General features: G+C 63.5%; 22 protein-coding genes. 3 read left to right on the top strand and 19 right to left on the bottom strand.

Annotated features, from left to right (window positions below):
- The first annotated feature begins 51 nt into the window (after window positions 1-51).
- On the top strand, window positions 52-648 hold the full coding sequence (locus FHS54_RS11355; RefSeq protein WP_167303923.1) for a TlpA family protein disulfide reductase: 597 nt from the start codon (window positions 52-54) through the stop codon (window positions 646-648).
- A 175-nt stretch (window positions 649-823) separates the two neighbouring features.
- On the opposite strand, the gene FHS54_RS11360 is transcribed toward FHS54_RS11355, so the two are convergent.
- From FHS54_RS11360 to FHS54_RS11390, 7 genes are all read right to left on the bottom strand, one after another.
- Window positions 824-997, bottom strand: coding sequence for a Trm112 family protein (locus FHS54_RS11360; protein WP_167303924.1), 174 nt, complete (start codon window positions 995-997; stop codon window positions 824-826).
- Window positions 994-1605, bottom strand: coding sequence for an LON peptidase substrate-binding domain-containing protein (locus FHS54_RS11365; protein ID WP_167303925.1), 612 nt, complete (start codon window positions 1603-1605; stop codon window positions 994-996). The genes FHS54_RS11360 and FHS54_RS11365 overlap by 4 nt, the downstream gene beginning before the upstream one ends.
- A gap of 11 nt (window positions 1606-1616) precedes the next feature.
- Window positions 1617-2513 carry a tetratricopeptide repeat protein gene (locus tag FHS54_RS11370; protein ID WP_167303926.1) on the bottom strand — a complete coding sequence of 299 codons (897 nt, stop codon included), beginning with the start codon at window positions 2511-2513 and terminating at the stop codon, window positions 1617-1619.
- A 100-nt stretch (window positions 2514-2613) separates the two neighbouring features.
- Window positions 2614-3456 (bottom strand): MipA/OmpV family protein, encoded by an 843-nt coding sequence (locus FHS54_RS11375; RefSeq protein WP_167303927.1) that lies wholly within the window; start codon window positions 3454-3456, stop codon window positions 2614-2616.
- A gap of 76 nt (window positions 3457-3532) precedes the next feature.
- Window positions 3533-3931, bottom strand: a complete 399-nt coding sequence (locus FHS54_RS11380; RefSeq protein WP_167304427.1) for a DUF2141 domain-containing protein — start codon at window positions 3929-3931, stop codon at window positions 3533-3535.
- A gap of 29 nt (window positions 3932-3960) precedes the next feature.
- Window positions 3961-4689, bottom strand: a complete 729-nt coding sequence (locus FHS54_RS11385) for a sterol desaturase family protein (RefSeq protein WP_167303928.1) — start codon at window positions 4687-4689, stop codon at window positions 3961-3963.
- A gap of 127 nt (window positions 4690-4816) precedes the next feature.
- Entirely contained in the window at window positions 4817-5707 is an 891-nt protein-coding gene (locus FHS54_RS11390; RefSeq protein WP_167303929.1) for a prephenate dehydratase, read from the bottom strand.
- A gap of 186 nt (window positions 5708-5893) precedes the next feature.
- On the opposite strand from FHS54_RS11390, the gene FHS54_RS11395 reads away from it, so the two are divergent.
- Window positions 5894-6550: a c-type cytochrome gene (locus FHS54_RS11395; RefSeq protein ID WP_167303930.1), complete on the top strand. Its 657-nt coding sequence runs from the start codon at window positions 5894-5896 to the stop codon at window positions 6548-6550.
- Window positions 6551-6945: 395 nt separating this feature from the next.
- Here FHS54_RS11395 and FHS54_RS11400 read toward each other — a convergent pair whose 3' ends face one another.
- Complete coding sequence (locus FHS54_RS11400) at window positions 6946-7494, bottom strand: hypothetical protein (RefSeq protein ID WP_167303931.1); 549 nt, start codon at window positions 7492-7494, stop codon at window positions 6946-6948.
- Window positions 7495-7683: 189 nt separating this feature from the next.
- Window positions 7684-9000, bottom strand: coding sequence for a hemolysin family protein (locus tag FHS54_RS11405; protein ID WP_167303932.1), 1317 nt, complete (start codon window positions 8998-9000; stop codon window positions 7684-7686).
- Between the two features lie 150 nt (window positions 9001-9150).
- Between FHS54_RS11405 and FHS54_RS11410 the strand changes: the two genes are divergently transcribed.
- A complete protein-coding gene (locus FHS54_RS11410; protein ID WP_167303933.1) occupies window positions 9151-9831 on the top strand; it encodes a YiaD family glycine zipper/OmpA-like lipoprotein in 681 nt (226 codons plus the stop codon).
- Between the two features lie 225 nt (window positions 9832-10056).
- Here the strand turns inward: FHS54_RS11410 and FHS54_RS11415 are convergent, their stop codons facing one another.
- The 10 genes from FHS54_RS11415 to FHS54_RS11460 all read right to left on the bottom strand — a co-directional run bounded on the left by FHS54_RS11415 (window position 10057) and on the right by FHS54_RS11460 (window position 19870).
- Window positions 10057-10674: a MarC family protein gene (locus tag FHS54_RS11415; RefSeq protein ID WP_167303934.1), complete on the bottom strand. Its 618-nt coding sequence runs from the start codon at window positions 10672-10674 to the stop codon at window positions 10057-10059.
- Window positions 10671-11237 (bottom strand): YybH family protein, encoded by a 567-nt coding sequence (locus FHS54_RS11420; RefSeq protein WP_243855763.1) that lies wholly within the window; start codon window positions 11235-11237, stop codon window positions 10671-10673. The genes FHS54_RS11415 and FHS54_RS11420 overlap by 4 nt, the downstream gene beginning before the upstream one ends.
- Before the next feature lie 62 nt (window positions 11238-11299).
- Window positions 11300-12193, bottom strand: a complete 894-nt coding sequence (gene folD, locus FHS54_RS11425) for a bifunctional methylenetetrahydrofolate dehydrogenase/methenyltetrahydrofolate cyclohydrolase FolD (protein WP_167303936.1) — start codon at window positions 12191-12193, stop codon at window positions 11300-11302.
- Window positions 12190-12519 carry a DUF167 family protein gene (locus tag FHS54_RS11430; RefSeq protein WP_167303937.1) on the bottom strand — a complete coding sequence of 110 codons (330 nt, stop codon included), beginning with the start codon at window positions 12517-12519 and terminating at the stop codon, window positions 12190-12192. Before FHS54_RS11430 ends, folD begins: the two co-directional genes overlap by 4 nt.
- Before the next feature lie 10 nt (window positions 12520-12529).
- Window positions 12530-12820 carry a YggT family protein gene (locus FHS54_RS11435; RefSeq protein WP_167303938.1) on the bottom strand — a complete coding sequence of 97 codons (291 nt, stop codon included), beginning with the start codon at window positions 12818-12820 and terminating at the stop codon, window positions 12530-12532.
- 311 nt (window positions 12821-13131) lie between these two features.
- Complete coding sequence (gene argB / locus FHS54_RS11440) at window positions 13132-14049, bottom strand: acetylglutamate kinase (protein WP_167303939.1); 918 nt, start codon at window positions 14047-14049, stop codon at window positions 13132-13134.
- Between the two features lie 226 nt (window positions 14050-14275).
- Window positions 14276-15790 (bottom strand): Ppx/GppA family phosphatase, encoded by a 1515-nt coding sequence (locus FHS54_RS11445; protein ID WP_167303940.1) that lies wholly within the window; start codon window positions 15788-15790, stop codon window positions 14276-14278.
- Between the two features lie 5 nt (window positions 15791-15795).
- The gene (locus FHS54_RS11450) at window positions 15796-17934 is read right to left on the bottom strand and encodes an RNA degradosome polyphosphate kinase (RefSeq protein ID WP_167303941.1); all 2139 of its coding nucleotides are present in this window, start codon (window positions 17932-17934) and stop codon (window positions 15796-15798) included.
- A gap of 17 nt (window positions 17935-17951) precedes the next feature.
- Window positions 17952-18578 carry a P-loop NTPase family protein gene (locus tag FHS54_RS11455; protein WP_167303942.1) on the bottom strand — a complete coding sequence of 209 codons (627 nt, stop codon included), beginning with the start codon at window positions 18576-18578 and terminating at the stop codon, window positions 17952-17954.
- Complete coding sequence (locus tag FHS54_RS11460; RefSeq protein WP_167303943.1) at window positions 18575-19870, bottom strand: heavy-metal-associated domain-containing protein; 1296 nt, start codon at window positions 19868-19870, stop codon at window positions 18575-18577. The genes FHS54_RS11455 and FHS54_RS11460 overlap by 4 nt, the downstream gene beginning before the upstream one ends.
- Window positions 19871-19904 lie beyond the last annotated feature (34 nt).

Below are 19904 nucleotides of genomic sequence, written 5' to 3' on the forward strand. Positions count from 1 at the left end.
GAGCTGTCCCCCGTGCGAACTTCCCCGTCCCGATCGACTTTGCCCTGCGTAATGACACTGCTCCTGCTGGCTGGCCTCGGCGCGTGCGATAGGCAATCACCGCCGTCGGGGCAAGATCAAGCCAATAGCAGCGCACAGGTCCCGCCGACAAGCGGAGAGGCCACCGGCGCTTCGCAGAGCACGGATGGCGCGTTCAGCTATACGCTCGACCGTTCAAAGGCCGGAAGCGCCGCCCCGGACTTTCCCTTCACCGGCTCCGACGGCAAGGACATGACCCTGCAGGATTTCGCTGGCAAGCCCGTCCTGGTGAACCTGTGGGCGACATGGTGCGCGCCCTGCGTCGCGGAAATGCCGACGCTGGACGCAGTCGCCAAGGCGCATGGGAAACAAGGGCTGGCGGTCCTGACCATATCGCAGGACAGCCAGGGCGAAACCGTGGTCAAACCCTTTTTCGCCAAGCATAAATTGCCCCATCTCAAGGGCTGGATCGACCCGGAAAACCAGTTCGGCTTCCACTACGCCACCGGCATGTTGCCCACCAGCGTGCTTTACGACCGGCAAGGCAAGGAAATGGTGCGCGTCGTCGGCGCGCTGGATTGGAACAGCCAGCAAGGGCGCGACCTCATTCGGGCAGCGCTGGAATCCTGACAGCATCGGCGTTTTGGTTCAGCATTAAAACACACTGACCAACAAGCGTTAAATCGCGATCCCCTCCCCCCGTTCGCCCTGAGCCTGTCGAAGGGCTCCACTTCTTCACGACGAGGCAGGCCCATTGAAGCAGCCCAAACGGAGGAAAGGTGATTTCGAGTTAACACTCACCCCACTATACCGCCCGCGCCTCCCGCAGCACCAGCACAGGCACGCCATCCCGCACCGGAAAGGCAAGGCCCGCCGCATCCGAAACCAGCTCCGACCGCCCCGCATCCCACCGCAGCGGCGTCCGCGTGACGGGGCAGACCAGCTTCGCCAGCAGCGTGGGATCGATGCCGCCGGTCATTGCATCGTGCCGCCGCCATTGCGCTCGATACGCCCGACGATCTGCATCAACTGGACGATACGTTCCGCCCGTTCGCGCAGACTGTCCGCCTCCAGCAACGTCTGCTTGGCCGCCGGGTCGAACGGCACGACCTGGGCAATACCGTTGATCAGCGACATGTCGTCCAGCCGCGACACAGCGGTCCAATCCACCACATAGCCCAGCGCTTCGGCGAAGCGCCGCGCCTCCAGCTCGACCGACGCGCGTTCGACAGCGGCCAGCACCTCATCCTCAGGGGCCTGCTCCACATCCGCCTCTATCTGGCGAAAGGCAGTGGACACATCCAGTTCGCGGATCACGCGGAAACGGGCAAGCCCGTTCAGGATGATGTTGAAACGACCATCCTCCAACGCCTCGATATGACTGATATGGCCCAGGCAACCCATGTCGAACAACGGTGCCTTTTCCCCTTCCGCGCGCGGCTGGATCATGCCGATGCGGCGGTCCCGCGCCATCGCATCGTGAATCAGCGCGCGATAGCGCGGCTCAAAGATATGGAGCGGCAGGTCCATGCCGGGCAGCAGCAACGCCCCCGACAGTGGAAAGATAGAGACGCGGGCGCGATTCACCGGACGGACCGTCAGGCAAACAGGATTTGCGACAGCTTCCGTCGCTGCGCCGCGACCCAGGGATCTTCCAGCCCCGTCGCTTCGAACAGCGTCAGCAACTGCGCACGCGCCGCGCCGTCATTCCATTCACGATCGCGGCGGATCATCTCCAGCAATTCTTCAGCCGCACGATCCCGCTCGCCATTGGCCATCAATCCGCCAGCCAGTTCGAACCGCGCTTCATGATCGTCGGGATTGGCGGCGACCCGCGCCTCGACCCCGGACAGGTCGGCAACCGGGCGCGCATCGCGTGCCAGAGCAATGGCCGCCCGCGCACGGTCGATCGCATGGTCCTTGGCAATATCGTCAGGCAGCGCCGCCAGCACCGCTTCCGCATCGTCCAGCCGCGCCAGCCCGACCAGCGCCCGCGCCTGACCCGACGCGACTTCGGCATTGTCGGGAAGCATCTGCGCGATCTGATCGAACACCGAAAGCGCGCGCTCATGCTCGCCACCGGTCAACAGCTCTTCACCCATGGCGATCAGCGGCGCGATTTCTTCAAGTTGGTCCTTCTCTTCCGAAGCGACCGGAAGCTGGGACAACAGTTGATCCAGATATTGCTTCAACTGCCCTTCGGTGCGCGCCTGGCTCAGGTCGGCGACCGGCTGGCCCTGGAACACGGCATAGACCGTCGGGATCGACTGCACGCGAAACTGGGCGGCGATGAACTTGTTTTCATCGACATTGACCTTGACCAGCTTGACGCCCTTGGCCGCATAATCGGCGCACACCTTTTCGATGATCGGGGTCAACTGCTTGCACGGGCCGCACCATTCGGCCCAGAAATCCACGATCACCAGCTGCGTGCGCGACGGGTCCACCACATCGCGGCGGAACGCCTCCACCGCTGCCTTATCGGTGTCGCTCATTCCAAGGGTCGCCACGTTTCATTCTCCTGCCATGCGGTTGGGTGCCGCGTCCATACAGCGCAATATGGGGGGCGTCACCCTACCGGAACAAGAGAGCATATTAGAAGGTGTAGCCAACGCCCACCGCGCCCGCCCACTGGCTGCGCGACCCCGCAATGCTGACCACCGGCGAGTCGGCATAATCGCCCAGCATCCGCGAATAGCCAGCCAGCGCGAACAGCGCCCAGCCCTTGCGCAGGTCGCCCGACAAGGACACACCGCCGGTCAGGTTCACGCCCACCCGCTTGAACCCCGCCTTGTCCCCGGCCCCCGAATAGGCAGGAAGGCCCGAAGCAAGCGATTCCGCCGTGTCGATGTCATAATAATAGCGGCCATAGCCCTTGCCGACATAATCGGCGGACACGCCCATGCCCACAAAGCTGCGGGTCGACAGCGGCGTGAAATATTCGATCGCGGGCGTGACAACCATGCTGCCATGCGCGCCCGCCACATCCTTGGTCACGGCGACGCGCGCCGACAGATTGTCATATGCGCTGGTGATGACCCCCGTCTTGCCGATGCCGACAAAGCCGCCGACTTCCACGGCCACATCCCGCTTGCCCAAATCGCGGACGGCGTCATCCTTGATATTCTTCAGGCTGGACCGATCAAAGCGGACGGTAACCACAGGCCCCAACTGAAAATCCAGTTCATTCGGGTCTCTATTGGGGATCGCATCGAAATAAAGCCCCGGCCCGCGCGTCCAAAAGGCGAAGTCGCTGACCTTGCCCCGCAGCTGGGGGACCGGAATGACCCGATAATCGTCAGACCCTTCATAGCTGGGAATCACCGCAGCACCCAGCCCCACGGTCAGCGAATTGCTGTCCTCCTGCGCGAACGCGGGATTTGCTGCCGCGATCGCCGCCAGGCACGCGCCGACGGTATAAAGGTGACGATAGTTCATGGATTCCCCTGTTTCCCTGAAGAAATATTGAAGCATGAAATGTTTCGATCCCATCACGGGTTCCAGACGACCGTGATCAAAGGAAATATTTCACCTTCACATACTGCCGCACCGCGCCCCCCGCGACGGAGAATGTAGCGGACCGAAAGCTCGGCGGGCCAAAACGGATCGGCGGATTGCGGGAAAATCCAACGCCCTCGCGCGGAATGCCGACGAACGTGTCCAGCTTTCCATTGGCGTTTTCATCATGGATGATCGCCAGGCCATAATCGCCGGGGGGCAAGTCGCCCAGCGGCATCGCATGGTCCGTCGCCGCGATGGTCAGGTGCCGCCGGTCGGGGTCCTTGCTGCAATCGGGGAAATAGCGCGCCTGCCGCGTGATGCAGACCAAAATCTGCCCCTTGGTGGACCGCAGGCCCTGCACGCTGATGCTGAGCGGTTGCGGTTGATCCGCCGGGGCTGATCCCGCCAGCATGACGCCGATGAAGGCACACAGAACAGGCTTCACGCCGTCTCCCCCTTAAAGCTGCCCAATCCCCGGTCGGTGCCGCAAAGCCGGTCCCAGAAACGGAAATAAAGGCCGTAATTGCATTTATACAGGTCATGGTGCCGCTGGTGATGGCTGGCGGTAATCAGCCATTTGCCCAGCGGCCCATGCACGATGAAGCGCGGAAACATTTCCCACCCCATATGATTGGACACGCCCATGACAGTCATGATCGTCAGCACCACGCCCAGCGCCGCGACATGGATGGGGATGACGAACACCAGCAGCGGGATGACGATAGCGCCGGTCAGCGCCTCCCACGGGTGAAAGCTCATCGCCGCCCAGGCCGTGGGCGGGCGGCTGGCGTGGTGGACGGCGTGCAGGATGCGGAACGGACCGGGCCTGTGCATCCAGCGATGCGTCCAGTAGAACCAGCTGTCATGCGCGGCCAGGTATAGCAGCACCGAAATCGGCAGATACCAGAGCGACCAGGCATGGACATCGCTATAGATGCGCGTCCACCCGTGCGCCTGCCATCCCCACGCGACAACGCCCGCAGGTACGCCATAAATCAGCGCGGCGGCCAGCGACCAGCCGATTTCCCGACCGATCTGCTGCCCAAGCCCATGATAGAGGCCCGGACGAAGCCTGTGGGTCGCCCACGCGAAACCGCCGCTGGTCAGCAGGTAGCGGGCAGCGACGATGGCGCTCATTATCAGAGCGGACGGGATCAGGGCCGCGACCATGGCACCCCTATAGCCACGCTTGCCCGCAGGCGAAAGCCGGATGCGGCGGACGCCTAGAGCCTTTTCCAGTCAGATGGCATCATCTGACAACTCGGAAAATGCGGAAAAACAACAGACAATTCATGCTCTACGTGCGGACGCGCGCCTGGGGATAGCTGCCCAGCATGCGCACCCACTTGCTGTGGAATTCCAGCTCGGCCAGCGCCCGGTCGACCGCCGGGTCGCCGGGCATTCCTTCGATGTCGCAGAAAAATTCGGTCGCCGCAAAGCTCGCGCTCCGCTGATAGCTTTCCAGCTTCGTCATGTTGACGCCGTTCGTGGCAAAGCCGCCCATCGCCTTGTACAGCGCGGCGGGCACATTCTTCACCTCGAACAGGAATGTCGTCATGACCGGCCCGGCATGGGGCTGGGGCATGTTGGGTTCCCGCGCCAGCACCAGGAATCGCGTCATATTATCGTCGCTGTCCTCGATATTTTCCGCGACCAGGCGCAGGCCGTAAAGCTCCGCCGCCAGATAGGGCGCGATCGCCCCCTCGCCCGGCTTGCCCGATTCCGCCACCAGCGCAGCCGCCCCGGCGGTGTCGGCATAGGCGATCGGTTGAATGCCCCGTTCGCGCAGATAGTGGCGGCACTGCCCCAAAGCCTGCGGATGGCTGATCGCGTTTTTCACCGGCACATCGTCCGCCGCCATCAGGCAGTGATGGATGGGCAGGAAATATTCGTCGATGATGTGCAGCCCCGATTCGGGCAGCAGGAAATGCATGTCGGCAACCCGGCCATGCAGGCTGTTTTCAATGGGGATGATCGCCCGCGCCGCCTGCCCCGAACGCACGGCGTCGATGGCGTCTTCAAACGCAAAGCAAGGCAGCGGCACGCAATCGGGCGCATATCCCAGCGCGGCAAGATGCGAATTGGCCCCCGGCGCGCCTTGATAGGCGACGGCGCGGGCAGGATCGGTCGCGGCCTTGGCGGTCAGGTCGGCAACGATGGCGCGAGCAGGGGCGGGATAGTTTTCCATGGACGCGAGCGCGCTTACGCACTCCCACGCGCGCCCGCAAGCGCGACGGCGACATTGACCGGCCAAAAGCACGCGCCATGACGTTCAACTTGGGTTGCGCGTTCGCAATTGCGCCATTATGGCAGCGCGCTAAAGGGGGCGCGGAAACCAAGCCGCCAGAACAGAAATTCAAGGGAATCCGAGCGAATGGGCGATCGTTTCAACACCGTTGCAGGCTGGGCGTTGTTCGCGGGAATCATTGCGTTGGGCGGCGGCATTGTCAGCTCCCACTTTTATCATGCCGAACGCCCCGAAAAGATGGGCTACGCGATCGAAGGCGTCGAAGCCGAAGGTGAAGGCGCAGCAGCCGGTCCCAGCCTCAACACCCTGCTCGCCAGCGCCGATGTCGCTGCGGGTGAAAAGGTCTTCGCCAAGTGCGCGGCCTGCCACACCGTCAATCAGGGCGGCGCCAACGGCATCGGCCCCAATCTGTTCGGCACCGTCGGCGAAGAAATCGGCCACGGCAAGGCTGGCTTTGCCTTCTCCGACGCGCTCAAGAGCAAGGGCGGCAACTGGACCTTCGACAATCTGGATCACTGGCTGAAAAGCCCGCGTGAATTCGCGCCCGGCACCAAGATGACCTTTGCCGGCCTGGGCAACCCCGCCGACCGCGCCAACCTCATCGCGTGGATGAACACGCAAGGCTCCAACCTGCCCCTCCCCGCCGCCGACGCCGCCCCGGCAGAAGCGAGCGCCACACCGGGCGAAGCCGCCGCCAACGCAACCAACGCCGCGCAAAGCGTCGAGGGTCAGGCCCCCGCCAACGCCGCCCCGGCTGACGGCCCAGCCGCCGCTGGCCAATAAAAACGGAAGGGGGCAACCCCTCCCAGACCAACCCGACGGGCGCGGCACTGGTTGCCGCGCCCGTTGCGTTTAAGGGTGCCGCGATCAGCTCAGCGCCAAACCCACAGCCTCCCCCTAAAGCTCTCGCAAACAGCGCCGCAGATCAATTTTCCGTCATGCCAGCGAAGGCTGGCATCTCCCACGACAGGGCACCCACCCTTCGCCGGAACAGGAAAGCGCAGAAAACGCACTTCCCTCATCCTCCCTATGTGACATGGGAGGGGGACCGCATTCAAAATGACAAGGATGTTCGCCCGATTTGCGTAACATCCAGGACGTAGACGAGCAACTTTTAGCTTCAATAAGCAGACATCTTTGAATCCGACCTGATTACCACGCGAGAATGCGGACAGTTATTACTCTTGATTTTCTTGGAAAGGCACAAGGAAAACCTCGTAAGACGCGTTATTCTGATTGAACAAGGGGGCTGTCTGCTCAAGTAAGTCTTTCAGTGAGGCTACCAAAGCCTCAACGGATTCTACATCAGCACTATCACCCCCGCCGTAGCGGAAGTAGAGACGATTCTCTCCGCGGACATTGTGGACGCGATTTGCGATCTTGATCGAGAAACGTGTACTATCGTTGAGCACTAAGCCGCGCTCCTGAGCCTTCTCCAAGGCTTCTTCGAGATCGTGCCCGATCGCCTTGATCTCAGTTGAGTCACCACCCGTTGCGAGGATTGCGGATTTCAGAAACAACTCGAAGGCAAAGCCCGCGAGAAACCAGATTGCTGGTGAGTGAGCGCCATTGTAGGCAGCCTTCCCAACATCTTTGTCATTACGCATTACCGCTACAGCCACTGCCACATGTGTAAGCTGGCAAGCCGATAGCCCAAAGCTATAGGCGCGACGAAACAAGTCACCGGCGAGACTATGCCAATTTGAATCCGCTTTGCTTTGGTTCATTCTGTGCAGTTACCGGGATTGGCAATTGGAAGCTATGAGCAAGTATTGCGCCCGTGAAGCTGATGGTCAGCGACCGGGGCGCTGGCTGAATGGCAGCTATGCGATTCCTTGGCGCCATCAACTTACAGTTTGGAATCGGCCAAAGGCCGCCTGCCAGCCGATCCCGCTACGCCAACCAATCCCGTCCCTCTACCGCTCCGCCACCAGCAGCTTGTCAATCTTGCGCCCGTCCATATCCACGATCTCGAACCGCCAGCCATTATCGTCCACAAAATCGCCCACTTCGGGCAAGCGTTTGAACAGCCACAGGGCGTGGCCCGCGACCGTGGCGTAATCGCGGTCGTCGGGCAGCTCCAGGCCGATGCGGTCCGCCAGCAGGTCGACCGGCATCTGCCCTGAAACCAGCAGGCTGCCATCTTCGCGTTCCACCATGTCCGGCTCATCATGCAGGTCGCGGTCGGACGCGAAATGGCCCGCTATGGCCGACAGCAGGTCGGCAGGCGTCGCGATCCCTTCGAAATGGCCATATTCGTCATGCACCATCACCATCGGCACGTCGGCACGGCGCAGCACTTCCAGCGCGTCCATGGCATCGACCTGGTCAGGCACCACCTCCACCCGGCGCATCAACGCTTCCAGGTTGAGCGCTTCGCCCCGGAACAATGCGGTCATGATGTCGCGCGCCTGCACGACGCCGATAATATCCTCCACCGTGCCCCGCCCCACCGGCAGGCGGGTGTGGGGCGTTTCCAGCAAGCGGGCGCGAATCGTTGCCTCATCAGCATGGACATCGATCCAGTCCACATCCATGCGCGGGGTCATGATCTCCCTCACCGGGCGGTCGGCCAGCCGCACGACGCCCGAAATGATCGCGCGCTCGCTTTCCTCGATCACGCCGGATCGGGTCGCTTCGGCGACGATCAGATGCAGTTCCTCCGCCGTCACATGGCTGTCCGATTCGCGGGTCATCCGCAACATGCGAAAGATCAGCGCGCTCGACCCGTCCAGCACCCAGACGACCGGGGCGGTGATCTTGGCCAGCCACAACATCGGTTTGGCAACCAGCACCGCGATCGGCTCCGGCGCGCGCAGGGCGAATTGCTTGGGCACCAGCTCCCCGATGATCAGCGACGCATAGGTGGTCAGGCCGATCACCAGAGCAAAGCCCAGATTTTCCGCCAGGTTGGGCGCAAGGCCCAGCGCCTGCAACCGCTCGCCGACCGGCCCGCCCAGGCTCGCGCCCGAATAGGCGCCCGCGACGATGCCGATCAGGGTGATGCCGATCTGGACCGACGACAGGAATTTGCCCGGATCGCTCCCGAGTTCCAACGCGGTCCGCGCCCCGCGCCGCCCGGCCTTTTCCAGCGCCTGCAGCCGTGGCCGACGGGCGGACACGATGGCCAGCTCCGACATGGCAAACACGCCGTTCAGCGCCACCAGCGCAAGGATGATGACAAGGTCGGCCCAGGGAAAGGGCGTGAGAGCGTGCGGGGGGATCGTGGCCATGGCGGTCAACTACGCCCTATAGCGTTGATTCTTGCAGTTTCACAACCATCCTATCAGCCATCGTTCAGTTCGCTCATGGAACAATCGGCCTTCCAGACCATTGGGAGCAAGCCGCGGCAGTCGGCGCAAGTTTATAAGGGAATTGAACAAATGAGGATTTCTCATCGCATCCTGGGCACGGCGGGGCTGGTTGCCATGCTGGCTACCACTGCCTGCACGACCGATCCCAACACGGGTCAGCGCCAGATTTCAAAGGCAGCCATCGGCGGCATCGGCGGCGCGCTGGGCGGCTATCTGCTGGGCGACCTGGTCGGCGGCAGGCGCGACCGGACGGAAAAAATCCTGGGCGCGGGCATTGGCGCGGTCGCTGGTGCCGGCATCGGTGCCTATATGGACGCGCAGGAACGCAAATTGCGTGAAGACACCGCAGGCAGCGGCGTGGACGTGATTCGCGACGGCGACAATCTGGTGCTGCGCATGCCGTCGGGCATCACCTTCAACTATGACAGCGCAGCGGTGCAGCCCCAGTTCCAGCCGACCCTCAACGACGTGTCGGCGGTGCTGGCGCAATATCCCAAAACCTATATCGACGTGTACGGCCACACCGACAGCGACGGCACGGACGCCTATAATCAGGGCCTGTCCGAACGGCGCGCCCAGGCGGTGGCCGATTATCTGACCACCCACGGCGTTCAGTCGGCGCGCATAGCCACACGCGGCTTTGGCGAAACCCAACCCATCGCGTCGAACGCGACCGAAGAAGGCAAGGCAAGCAACCGCCGCGTCGAAATCAAGATCGCACCGATCACGGAAAACGACGTCCGCACCTGATCAACACAGACCGGGCTCCCGCGCAGGCAGGAGCCCGGTCCCGCGCCTCCATGGCGACGAGCGTTAAGCCGATATCACTTTCCCCCGTTCGCCCTGTTCGAACGAGCCCCTTGTCTCGTTCGAATGTCGAAGGGCTCTCATTTTTCAGGTGCCATGCGTCAGAAGGAAGAAAAGAGGCTTCGACAGGCTCAGCCCGAACGGGCGATTCCGATTATCCACATTCCGCTAGAAACTCGCGTTCAACCCATCGATCACGAACTGCGCGGCCAGCGCGGCCAGCAACACCCCAAGCAACCGGGTGATCACCGCCTCGATCCGCGCGCCCAGCCACGCCATGATCGGCCCGGCCGCCAGCAGCGACCCCAGCATCAGGACCAACGTCGCCAGCACGGCCCCCGTGACGACGAGCCGCTCACTGATGCCATCGGCCCGCGACATCAGCAGCATCACGGTCGCGATCGATCCCGGCCCGGCGATCATCGGCATCGCCATCGGAAAGACCGACACATCCTCGACTTCAGGCGTTTCGGCGATCTTGTGCGCCCGATCCTCTCGCCTCTGGGTGCGCTTTTCAAACACCATGTCCATCGCGATGATGAACAGCATGATGCCACCGGCGATCCGAAAACTGTCGAGCGCAATGCCCAGCACGCCCAGCAATTGCTTGCCCCACAGCGCGAAAATCAAAAGGATGGCGGTGGCGATGCCGACAGCGCGGATCGCCATGGCCCGCCGCTGCGGACCGCTCGCCCCGGTGGTCAGGCTGGCATAGATCGGCGCGCAGCCCAGCGGGTCGATGACCACGAACAGCGTCACGAAGGCGGAAATGAAAAGCTCGGTCATGCACCATCCCCCGCCACGCGGTCGTCGATCACCATGTTATAGGCGCTGCCGTTCCACATGCGAACAGTCACATGCCGCCCACCGTCCGGGGCCGCGTCCGCGCTCCAGATCAGGCTGTCATCGACTGGCGGGACCAGGGCAGCCTCACCCTCTGGCCGGGGCTTGCAGCTGGCCACTTTGCCGATCAGAAATTCCGACGCCTTGCGCGGCTGGGCCAGAGTGTCGCCATGGTCGACAACCCACTTCCACGCGCCCTTCTTGTCCCGCCGCCAGATCGTGGTGAAATAGCCCACTGCCCCGTCCGCCCGCGTCCAATTGCCCGTCGACGCGGCCATATTGCCATCGCACGATACATAGATGGTGGACGGCGTCCAGCTGACCGGCTGAGCCGGATCGGCCCGGCCTTTCAGCCATTGTTTCGCCAACACCCGTTCCGGCACGAACATGATCGCGTCATCCGCCGCCGTCTCGCGAAAGGCGGTCCATTGCCCCTTGTCACGGACCAGTCGGTTAAAGGCGATTTCAGCGGCAAAAACCGAACTGGGGTCGGGCTGATGGCGCATCGGCGGGCGCGCGGCGGTCAGCGCAAGCAGCGCGCCCGCCAGCAAAACCGCCCGCCTTGCCGTCACAGCCCCTCCGGCTTGGGCAGCCCCGCGCGCGCATGAGCGGCGACCAGCGTATTGCGCAGCAGGACGGCTATCGTCATCGGCCCTACCCCGCCGGGAACCGGGGTGATCGCGCGGACATGGGCCAGCGCTTCGGCGGTGGCGACGTCGCCCACGATCCGCGCCTTGCCATCTTCCGTATCGGTCACGCGATTGATGCCGACGTCGATCACGGTCGCGCCGGGCTTGATCCATTCGCCCTTCACCATTTCGGCGCGGCCCACCGCGGCCACGACGATATCGGCGCGATGCACCACCGACGCCAGATCGCGGGTGCGGCTATGCGCGACCGTCACGGTGCAGTTTTCTGCCAGCAAAAGCTGCGCCATCGGCTTGCCCACGATGTTGGATCGGCCCACAATGACCGCTTCCATGCCGGACAGGTCGCCCAGCTCATCCTTCAACAGCATGACGCAGCCCAGCGGCGTGCAGGGCACCAGCGCTTCCTGCCCCGTCGCCAGCCGACCGGAATTGACGACATGAAACCCATCCACATCCTTGGCAGGGTCGATGGCGGCGATGACCGATGCCTCGTCAATATGATCGGGCAGCGGCAACTGGACCAGAATGCCGTCCACCCGGCCATCGGCGTTAAGCTCCTCGACCAGATCGAGCAGTTCATCCTCGCCGATGCTGGGGGGCAGTTTGAATTCCAGGCTTTCCATGCCTGCCTCGACCGTCATCTTGCCCTTGTTGCGGACATAGACGGCGCTGGCCGGGTCCTCCCCCACCAGCACCACGGCCAGGCCCGGCTTGCGCCCGGTCGATGCCATAAAAGCCGCAACGCCGTCCGCCACGCGAGCGCGCAGCCCTGCGGCGAACGCCTTGCCGTCGATGATTTTGCCGATGGTCATGCTGCCTCAACCCGTTCCATGATGATGGTGGAAAGCCGCGACATTATCAACGCCTGACCGCCGCCCTTGATCCGCAGCCGCTTTAGCCGGTTGGTGTCGCCTGACTCCAGAAAAATCGCGCTGCGGGGCCAATCAAGCCACTTCGCCACCAGCACGATCAGCGCCGCGTTTGCCTTGCCCTTTTCCGGCACGGCCCGGACCCGCGCGGACAGCCAGTCCGCTCCCTTCTCATCGGTCCACCGCCCCGCAACATCGTCCCGCGATGCGCCGGGCGTCAGCCGGATGGCCAGGATCAGGTCATCGCCGTCCTGGCTCCACACGGTCACGCCCAGACGGTCAAACCAGCCCGAAAATCGGCGGCAGGATCGCCTGGCGGATGATCAATATGGCCAGCAACACGACCATTGGCGACAGGTCGAGCGCCCCCAGGTCGGGCATGACCCGGCGGATGGGATTGTAGATCGGCGCCGTCATTCGATCGAGCGCCATGATGACCGTGCGGACCACGTCGCTGGACATATTGATGACGTTGAAGGCGATCAGCCAGCTCATGATCGCCTGAATGATGATGATCCACCACAGCACGTCGAGCAGGATGACAATAATCTGATAGAGCGCGTAGGCCATGCCGTCTCCGATTTGATTGCGGCTGCTTTAGCCGAGGCAGCCCCCCCGCCACAAGCGGCAAGCGCGCGATTCCCAAAGGTTATAAGGATGCTGGAGCTACGAGCGTTAGATCGCCCCCCCGTTCGCCCTGAGCCTGTCGAAGGGTTCTACTTCTTCAGGCACCATAGGTCAGAAAGAAAGAAAGAAAGGGGCTTCGACAAGCTCAGCCCGAACGGGAGATTTCTTTTTGCCACATCCGCTCTAACCGAATGAAGCAACGTGCTCCTGCGAAGGCAGGAGCCCAGCTGATACCGCAGGATCGGCCCCCACCTTCACCGCCGCACCAACGTCCCCGCACCCCGCTTGGTGAAGATTTCCAGCAGCATCGCATGCGGCACCCGCCCATCCAGGATGACCGCCGCATCCACCCCGCCTTCCACCGCCTTTACGCAGGTTTCCAGCTTGGGAATCATGCCGCCGCTGATGGTGCCGTCTTCCTGCAACAGCTTGATCGCCGCCGGGTCCAGATCGGTCAGCAACTGGCCCTGCTTGTCGAGCACGCCCGCAACGTCAGTCAGCAGGAAAAATCGTGACGCATGCAGCTCCGCCGCGATTGCGCCCGCCATCGTGTCGGCGTTCACATTATAGGTTTCGCCGTCCGCGCCGATGCCCACCGGCGCAACCACGGGGATGATGCCGCTGGCCGACAATGTGTCCAAAATGCTGCGGTCGACCTTCACCGGGTCGCCGACAAAGCCCAGGTCCACATTCCGCTCGATCCCCGAATTGGGGTCGGGCGCGCGCGAACTGCCGACCTTTTCACACAGCATCAGGCCGCCATCCTTGCCCGAAATGCCCACGGCCCGACCGCCCGCGCCGGTGATCCAGCTGACGATTTCCTTGTTGATGGACCCGGCCAACACCATTTCGGCGATCTGCGCGGTTTCCCGGTCGGTCACGCGCAGCCCGTTCACGAAACGCGATTCGACGCCCAGCTTCTTCAGCATCGCGCCGATCTGCGGGCCGCCCCCATGAACGACGACGACATTGATGCCGACCGCCTTCATCAGCACGACATCCTCGGCGAAATTGCGCGCGGCTTCGGGGTCGCCCATGGCATGGCCGCCATATTTGACGACGAAAGTCTGCCCCGCATAACGCTGCATATAGGGCAGCGCTTCAACAAGGGTTTCAGCCTTAGCGAGGAGCGCGGGATCGGGGGCGTGCTTATTATTCATGCGCGCGCGCATAAGGCCATATGACCATGGGGGCAAGCTGGCAGGACCTTTTGCTTTCGCGCAGAGGCGCAGCGAAGCCCCACCCCCGTTCGCCCTGAGCTTGTCGAAGGGCCTCTTTTTCATGAAGTGAAGGACCCTTCGACAAGCTCAGGGCAGGCTTCGACAGGCTCAGCCCGAACGGAAGATGGGTCTGTCTACGCCTCCTGCGCGAAACCAGAAATACCGGCAGGCTCCCACCTCACCAGGCCATCCGATATTTAACCCCCATGGCCTGCGCCAGATGGCGTTGCCGCCGTTCCACCGCTTCACCAAACAGGTCCGTATCGACACCGCGCAACCGCAGTTCCAGCGTATCGCCCACCATTTCCAGCCTGGACGCCAGCAACGGCCCCTCGACCCCGCCCGACAGCCGCTGGCCCAGCCGGATCGCCAGACCCCACAACGACGCCCGCTTCAGCGCCGCAGCGGACGCCAGACTTTCAATCCCCGCCGGAACAGACGTGCCGCCGCCAAAATTGCTGTATAGCGCCTGCGCCAGCATCGCCCGTTCCGCCACGGTGATGCCGACCCAATTGCTATGCAGCGCAATCTCCACACCGCGTTCAGCGCGGAAATCCGGGTTGGCGCGCCAGCCGACATCGGCCAGCAGGCACGCGGCGCGGCGGATTCGCCGCCATGCCTCGCCATCGTCCAGGAACAGCGGCCCGATCCAGCGGTCGATCATGTCGCCATGACCGGCAAAGCGTCCCTGCGCCTCCCCTTCCGCCTCCGCCGCGACCAGCAAAGGGTCATGGGCGCGAATGTCTGGCGGAAGGTCGCCGAACAGCAGCCCCTCGCGCAGGCCATAGGCCGACACGATCAGTTCGCTCGACTGCAACTGGCGGACGATGACGGACAGCAGCGCAGCGGCGTCCGGCAGGGTCGGGATGCGCGATCCCGTCATCGCCGGAATGTCCTTCAACCGGGCGCGGCCGACATGGGACACGATGCGAGTCAGCTGCTCCGCCCGGCTTGCATCCATCGCATATTGGTGGACCACCGGCAGCGGAAATTGCGTAAGCTGCATGTCGAAGCGGGCGAGCGAGCGCCACGACCCGCCGACCATGTAGAAAGGCAGGCCGGGTTCGATGCCGGGGTCCGCCTTGGCCAGCATCTTCTTCACCTGCCGTTCCAGCGCCGACGGACCCTTCGCCCGGATCTGCGGCAGGCGCAGCACGCCCAGCGGCAGGGATATGGTTTCGTGCACCGCCCCATCCCTGATCCGCGCCAGTTCCAGGCTGCCGCCGCCCAGGTCGCCAACGATGCCGTTCGCCGTGGGGATGCCCGACAACACGCCATAGGCCGCCGCCACCGCTTCCTGCACGCCGGACAGCAGCTCCACATCCAGCCCCATGGCCTTGGCGCGAACGATGAAATCCTGCCCATTGGCGGCGTCGCGCACAGCGGCGGTGGCGACACAGCGCACGTCCTGCACGTCCATGTCGCGGCACAGATGGGCAAAGCGGCCCACGGCGCGCAGACCCCGCTCCATCGCCTCTGCTTCAATCTGTCCGGTGCGACCCAATGACGCGCCCAGCCCCGCCATCACCTTTTCATTGAACAGGATGAAGGGGATGCGGCGCGGCCCGTCATAGACGACCAGCCGGACGCTGTTCGAACCGATGTCGATGATGGCGGTGCGCGCCTTCGCACGACCGGGCGATGTCACCATGGTATCGGCGATCGCCCGGACCTGGCTCAACATCGAATTCATCGGCGTCAGGCCCGCCCCCGCAACCTGAGCGTGGGCACGACCCCGCTGTCGATCGCCGCGCCGCGCCCTGAAAGCGATGGATTGGTCATGAAATAACGGTGCAGGTTGAACGGCTTGTCTCCCGGATCGACACGGGCATAATGGCCGTCACCGTCCAGTTCCCAGCTTTGCTCCGTATCGATCAGGTTGGCGACCATCACCTGATCCAATATCTGATCATGAACGGTCGGGTTTTCCACCGGCGCCAGAAACTCGACGCGGCGGTCGAAATTCCGCGGCATCCAGTCAGCCGAACTTATATATACTTTCGCGCCATTATTGGGCAGCGCCTTGCCATTGCCGAACACGGTGATGCGGCTATGTTCCAGAAAGCGACCGACGACCGACTTGACGCGGATGTTGGCCGACATGCCCGGCACGCCCGGACGCAGGCAACAGATGCCGCGCACGATCAGGTCTATCTGAACCCCCGCATTGCTGGCCGCATACAGCTTTTCGATGATGGCGGGGTCGACCAGCGAATTCATCTTGGCCCAGATGGTGCCGGGCCGCCCGGCGCGCACATGGTCGATTTCCGCATCGATCAGGCCGCACAACCGGTTACGCAGGTCGCGCGGGCTCATGACCAGCTTTTCAAGGCGCTGGGGTTCGACATAGCCGGTAATATAGTTGAACAGCGCCGCAGCATCGCGCCCATAGGCCGGGTCAGCGGTGAAGAAGCTCAAATCGGTATAGATGCGCGCGGTGACGGGGTGGTAATTGCCCGTGCCGAAATGGCAGTAGGTGCGAAACGCCTCCCCCTCCCTGCGGACGACCATCGACACCTTGGCATGGGTTTTCCAGTCGATGAAGCCATAGACCACCTGCACGCCCGCGCGCTCCAGCGCCCCGGCCCACATCAGATTCTGTTCCTCGTCGAACCGGGCCTTCAACTCGACCACCGCCGTCACCGACTTGCCCGCTTCGGCGGCGTCGATCAGGGCGCGGATGATCGCCGACTGCTTGCCCGCGCGGTAAAGCGTCTGCTTGATCGCGACGACATCAGGGTCCGACGCCGCTTGTTTCAGAAACGAAACGACAACGTCGAACGCTTCATAGGGATGATGGACGACAATATCCTTCGCCCGGATCGCCGCAAAACAATCCCCGTTATATTCCCGAATGCGTTCAGGAAATCGCGGCGCAAACGGTTCGAACTTCAAATCGGGCCGATTTTCCTCGACCACGCCCGACAGGTCGCCAATGCCGACAAAACCCTCCACCTCGGCGATCATCGCTTCATGGCCCTGAAGCATGTCCTGCAACATTTCCTCGACCGGTTCGGGAATGCGCTCTTCAATCTCCAGCCGGATAACCCGACCCCGGCGGCGGCGCTTGATGGCGCTGCGGAAATAGCGGACCAGATCCTCCGCCTCTTCCTCGATCTCGATGTCGCTGTCGCGGATGATGCGGAATACGCCGCTGTTGCGAACGCGATAACCGGGGAAGAGGTCGGCGGAAAAGCGCCGGATCACCGCCTCCAGCGCCATATAGCGCGCATGGACGCCCGGCACACGGACGAAACGCGCGAGCGAGGATGGGATCATCACCAATTCCCGGATCGGCTGCCGGTCGGACAGGCGTTCCAGGTCGAATACGATCGACAGTCCCTGGTTGGGGATGAAGGGGAATGGGTGCGCCGGGTCAAGCGCCTGAGGCGTCAGGATTGGGAAGACTTGGCTAAGGAAATGTTCGCGAAGCCAGCCCTCGCTGGCCTTGTCCATTTCGCTCCCCGGACCGATCACCTCGATCCCGACCTTGGTCAATTCACCATGCAGCGCGCCCCAGACCTTTTGCTGCGCGGCCATCAGGCGGGTCGTTTCATCGGCGATGGCGGCAAGCTGCTGCGCGGGGGTCAGCCCGTCCGCCGAATGCATGTCGACATCCTGCAACTGCTGCCCCTTCAGCCCCGCAACCCGGACGCTGAAAAATTCGTCGAGGTTCGCGCCAGAGATGGACAGGAAGCGCAACCGTTCCAGCAAAGGATGCGCGCGATTCATCGCCTCTTCCAACACCCGCTGGTTGAACGCAAGCCAGGACAGCTCCCGGTTGAAATAGCGGTCGCCCGGCAGGGTCATGCTGGCGGAGGGATCAGCTTCGGCCACGTTTCACTCGCGCTGGGTCAAAAATGACGGTCATCCCCGACTATAGGCAAAAATGCGGACCCGTGCAGGGTCTCTTTCGCCATAGCGACGGAAATCTTACGTCCCGATGACAGCGCGGCCTCATTCAGGATGCGCGTGACCCCCGCGATAGCGGCATAGCTCCGCTCGATCCGGCGCAGCAGCCAGTCGGGCAGGTCCGCCGCATGGGGCGCGCCCATCCGCGCCAGCGCCCGTTCGATCAGGGCGCGGGCCAGCGGCTCGTCGGGTTGATCGATGGAGATGAACGGAGCCGCGGCCAGACGCGAACGCAGGTCGGGCAGCGCGACCTGCCACTGCGTCGGCGGGTCCCGTCCGATCAACAGCAGCGGCAGGCGGCTGGTCTGGGCGTCGTTCCACGCGTTGAACAGCAACAGCTCATCCTGCCCCTGCGCATCGTCGATCACCACCCCGCCGCTCAACGCCGCGAAACGGCGGCCCAGCATGGAACGGCCCGACAGCGGCGGCCCGCCCAGCACGGTGACGGCCAGCGGCCAGTCCCGCCAGCCTTCCAGATGACGGACAGCGATGCGATTGGCCTCGCTGACCAGATAGTCATCGTCCGTCCCCTGCCCTGGCCAATCGAACGGCAGGCTGATCTGGCTCATTGCGGGGCCGACGCTCCGCCCGCCGGGGTCGCGCCCTGACGCCTGATGCGCAGGGTGGAGCCAGCGACGCTCACGCCATAGCCGCGCGCCTGCAACGCCGCGCGCAGCGTTTCGACCGATCCTTCGAAACTGACCTGCATGACGGACGTTCCGCCCAGCGCCAGACTGCTGGTGCTGGCGGACCGGACTCCCGGAATCCCGCGCAAGGCGGCCTCTCCCTGGGCGACGGACCCGACGTCAGGCGTGTCGAACTGGATCGAAAAACTGCTGGCGCCCCCTTGCGCACCGGGCAATTCAAAACCGTTCAGCGGCTGTTCGGCGGCACTTTCAATCTCAAGCGCGTCGGGGTCCACCGGCTCCTCGATAATCAACGACGGGTCGGGTCTCAGGCGGCCGTCATTAAGGGCGGCGGTGTAAAGCTGGTCAATCCGCCGCGCCGCTTCGTCCAGCATCTGCGGGATCGCGCTTTCCGCCGACGCGCGCAGCGAAAAGCTCGCGCCGATCAGCCGGTCATCCGGGCCATAGCGGGCGGTGAAGGTGCCGGTGACCGGCCCGCCGGGCCATTGCCGTTCCAGCCGGGCGATGGGCACAACGACATCCGCCGCGCCATATTGGTCGAGCAGCACGCGCCACCACAGCCGCCCGCGCCGACCGGTTTGCCCGGCATTCAACAGGATAGGATCGGCAATCGATCCGCTGACCCGCACATAGTCGATGGCGCTTTCCCCGGTGCGGAAACGCGCCCAGGCCTTCTGCCATTCATTGATGCGCTCATAGGACACCGCCGACCCGCCGTCCCACATGACCGGGATCACCAGCAGGGGCGGCGATCGGACGACCTGCCCCGAAACGCCCAGCAATTGCCCCGTGCGCGCGCGGTCGAACAACATGCCCAGCGTCGCGACATAGCGGGTGGGGCCGATCTGCTCATATTCTATCTCGATGCCGGAAATCATCGCTTCCAGCTGCGAATCGGAAAGGCTGGGGACGCCCGCCGCGCCATGGGTGCGGGTCCACAGCATGCGCCACGCCTGCCGCTGCGCCAACCGCCAGCCCGCCTGACGAGCGCTGTTCGCGTCCTTGCCCAGCACATCGACCTTGATCCCGCTCACCTGATAATCGCCGCCGCTGGCGATGGGCGGCACGCCGCGTTCGCCCTCCATCTGCGCAAACAGCGCCGCCGCAGCGAGGCCAAGCGCCACCGCCGCCACTATCTGGACGGGCCGCGACAGCAGGCGGATCAGCGAGGAAAGCCGGAAAGTCGGGCGGTGAATGAATGCGGATAGGCTCACGCGCGCCCTTTTGGCGAGATTTACCACTGATGCC

The sequence above is a fragment of the Sphingobium vermicomposti genome, assembly GCF_011762025.1.
Taxonomy (GTDB): Bacteria; Pseudomonadota; Alphaproteobacteria; order Sphingomonadales; family Sphingomonadaceae; genus Sphingobium; species Sphingobium vermicomposti.

What these genes read in the sequence shown, in the direction of transcription:
- FHS54_RS11445 (WP_167303940.1), bottom strand. Translation starts at nt 15,790, where the DNA reads ATGAATTCGATGTTGAGCCAGGTCCGGGCGATCGCCGATACCATGGTG.
- folD (WP_167303936.1), bottom strand. Translation starts at nt 12,193, where the DNA reads ATGACCATCGGCAAAATCATCGACGGCAAGGCGTTCGCCGCAGGGCTG.
- FHS54_RS11415 (WP_167303934.1), bottom strand. Translation starts at nt 10,674, where the DNA reads ATGACCGAGCTTTTCATTTCCGCCTTCGTGACGCTGTTCGTGGTCATC.
- argB (WP_167303939.1), bottom strand. Translation starts at nt 14,049, where the DNA reads ATGCGCGCGCGCATGAATAATAAGCACGCCCCCGATCCCGCGCTCCTC.
- FHS54_RS11380 (WP_167304427.1), bottom strand. Translation starts at nt 3,931, where the DNA reads ATGCTGGCGGGATCAGCCCCGGCGGATCAACCGCAACCGCTCAGCATC.
- FHS54_RS11390 (WP_167303929.1), bottom strand. Translation starts at nt 5,707, where the DNA reads ATGGAAAACTATCCCGCCCCTGCTCGCGCCATCGTTGCCGACCTGACC.
- FHS54_RS11405 (WP_167303932.1), bottom strand. Translation starts at nt 9,000, where the DNA reads ATGGCCACGATCCCCCCGCACGCTCTCACGCCCTTTCCCTGGGCCGAC.
- FHS54_RS11400 (WP_167303931.1), bottom strand. Translation starts at nt 7,494, where the DNA reads ATGAACCAAAGCAAAGCGGATTCAAATTGGCATAGTCTCGCCGGTGAC.
- FHS54_RS11420 (WP_243855763.1), bottom strand. Translation starts at nt 11,237, where the DNA reads ATGCGCCATCAGCCCGACCCCAGTTCGGTTTTTGCCGCTGAAATCGCC.
- FHS54_RS11435 (WP_167303938.1), bottom strand. Translation starts at nt 12,820, where the DNA reads ATGGCCTACGCGCTCTATCAGATTATTGTCATCCTGCTCGACGTGCTG.
- FHS54_RS11370 (WP_167303926.1), bottom strand. Translation starts at nt 2,513, where the DNA reads ATGAGCGACACCGATAAGGCAGCGGTGGAGGCGTTCCGCCGCGATGTG.
- FHS54_RS11360 (WP_167303924.1), bottom strand. Translation starts at nt 997, where the DNA reads ATGACCGGCGGCATCGATCCCACGCTGCTGGCGAAGCTGGTCTGCCCC.
- FHS54_RS11410 (WP_167303933.1), top strand. Translation starts at nt 9,151, where the DNA reads ATGAGGATTTCTCATCGCATCCTGGGCACGGCGGGGCTGGTTGCCATG.
- FHS54_RS11375 (WP_167303927.1), bottom strand. Translation starts at nt 3,456, where the DNA reads ATGAACTATCGTCACCTTTATACCGTCGGCGCGTGCCTGGCGGCGATC.
- FHS54_RS11395 (WP_167303930.1), top strand. Translation starts at nt 5,894, where the DNA reads ATGGGCGATCGTTTCAACACCGTTGCAGGCTGGGCGTTGTTCGCGGGA.
- FHS54_RS11455 (WP_167303942.1), bottom strand. Translation starts at nt 18,578, where the DNA reads ATGAGCCAGATCAGCCTGCCGTTCGATTGGCCAGGGCAGGGGACGGAC.
- FHS54_RS11355 (WP_167303923.1), top strand. Translation starts at nt 52, where the DNA reads ATGACACTGCTCCTGCTGGCTGGCCTCGGCGCGTGCGATAGGCAATCA.
- FHS54_RS11385 (WP_167303928.1), bottom strand. Translation starts at nt 4,689, where the DNA reads ATGGTCGCGGCCCTGATCCCGTCCGCTCTGATAATGAGCGCCATCGTC.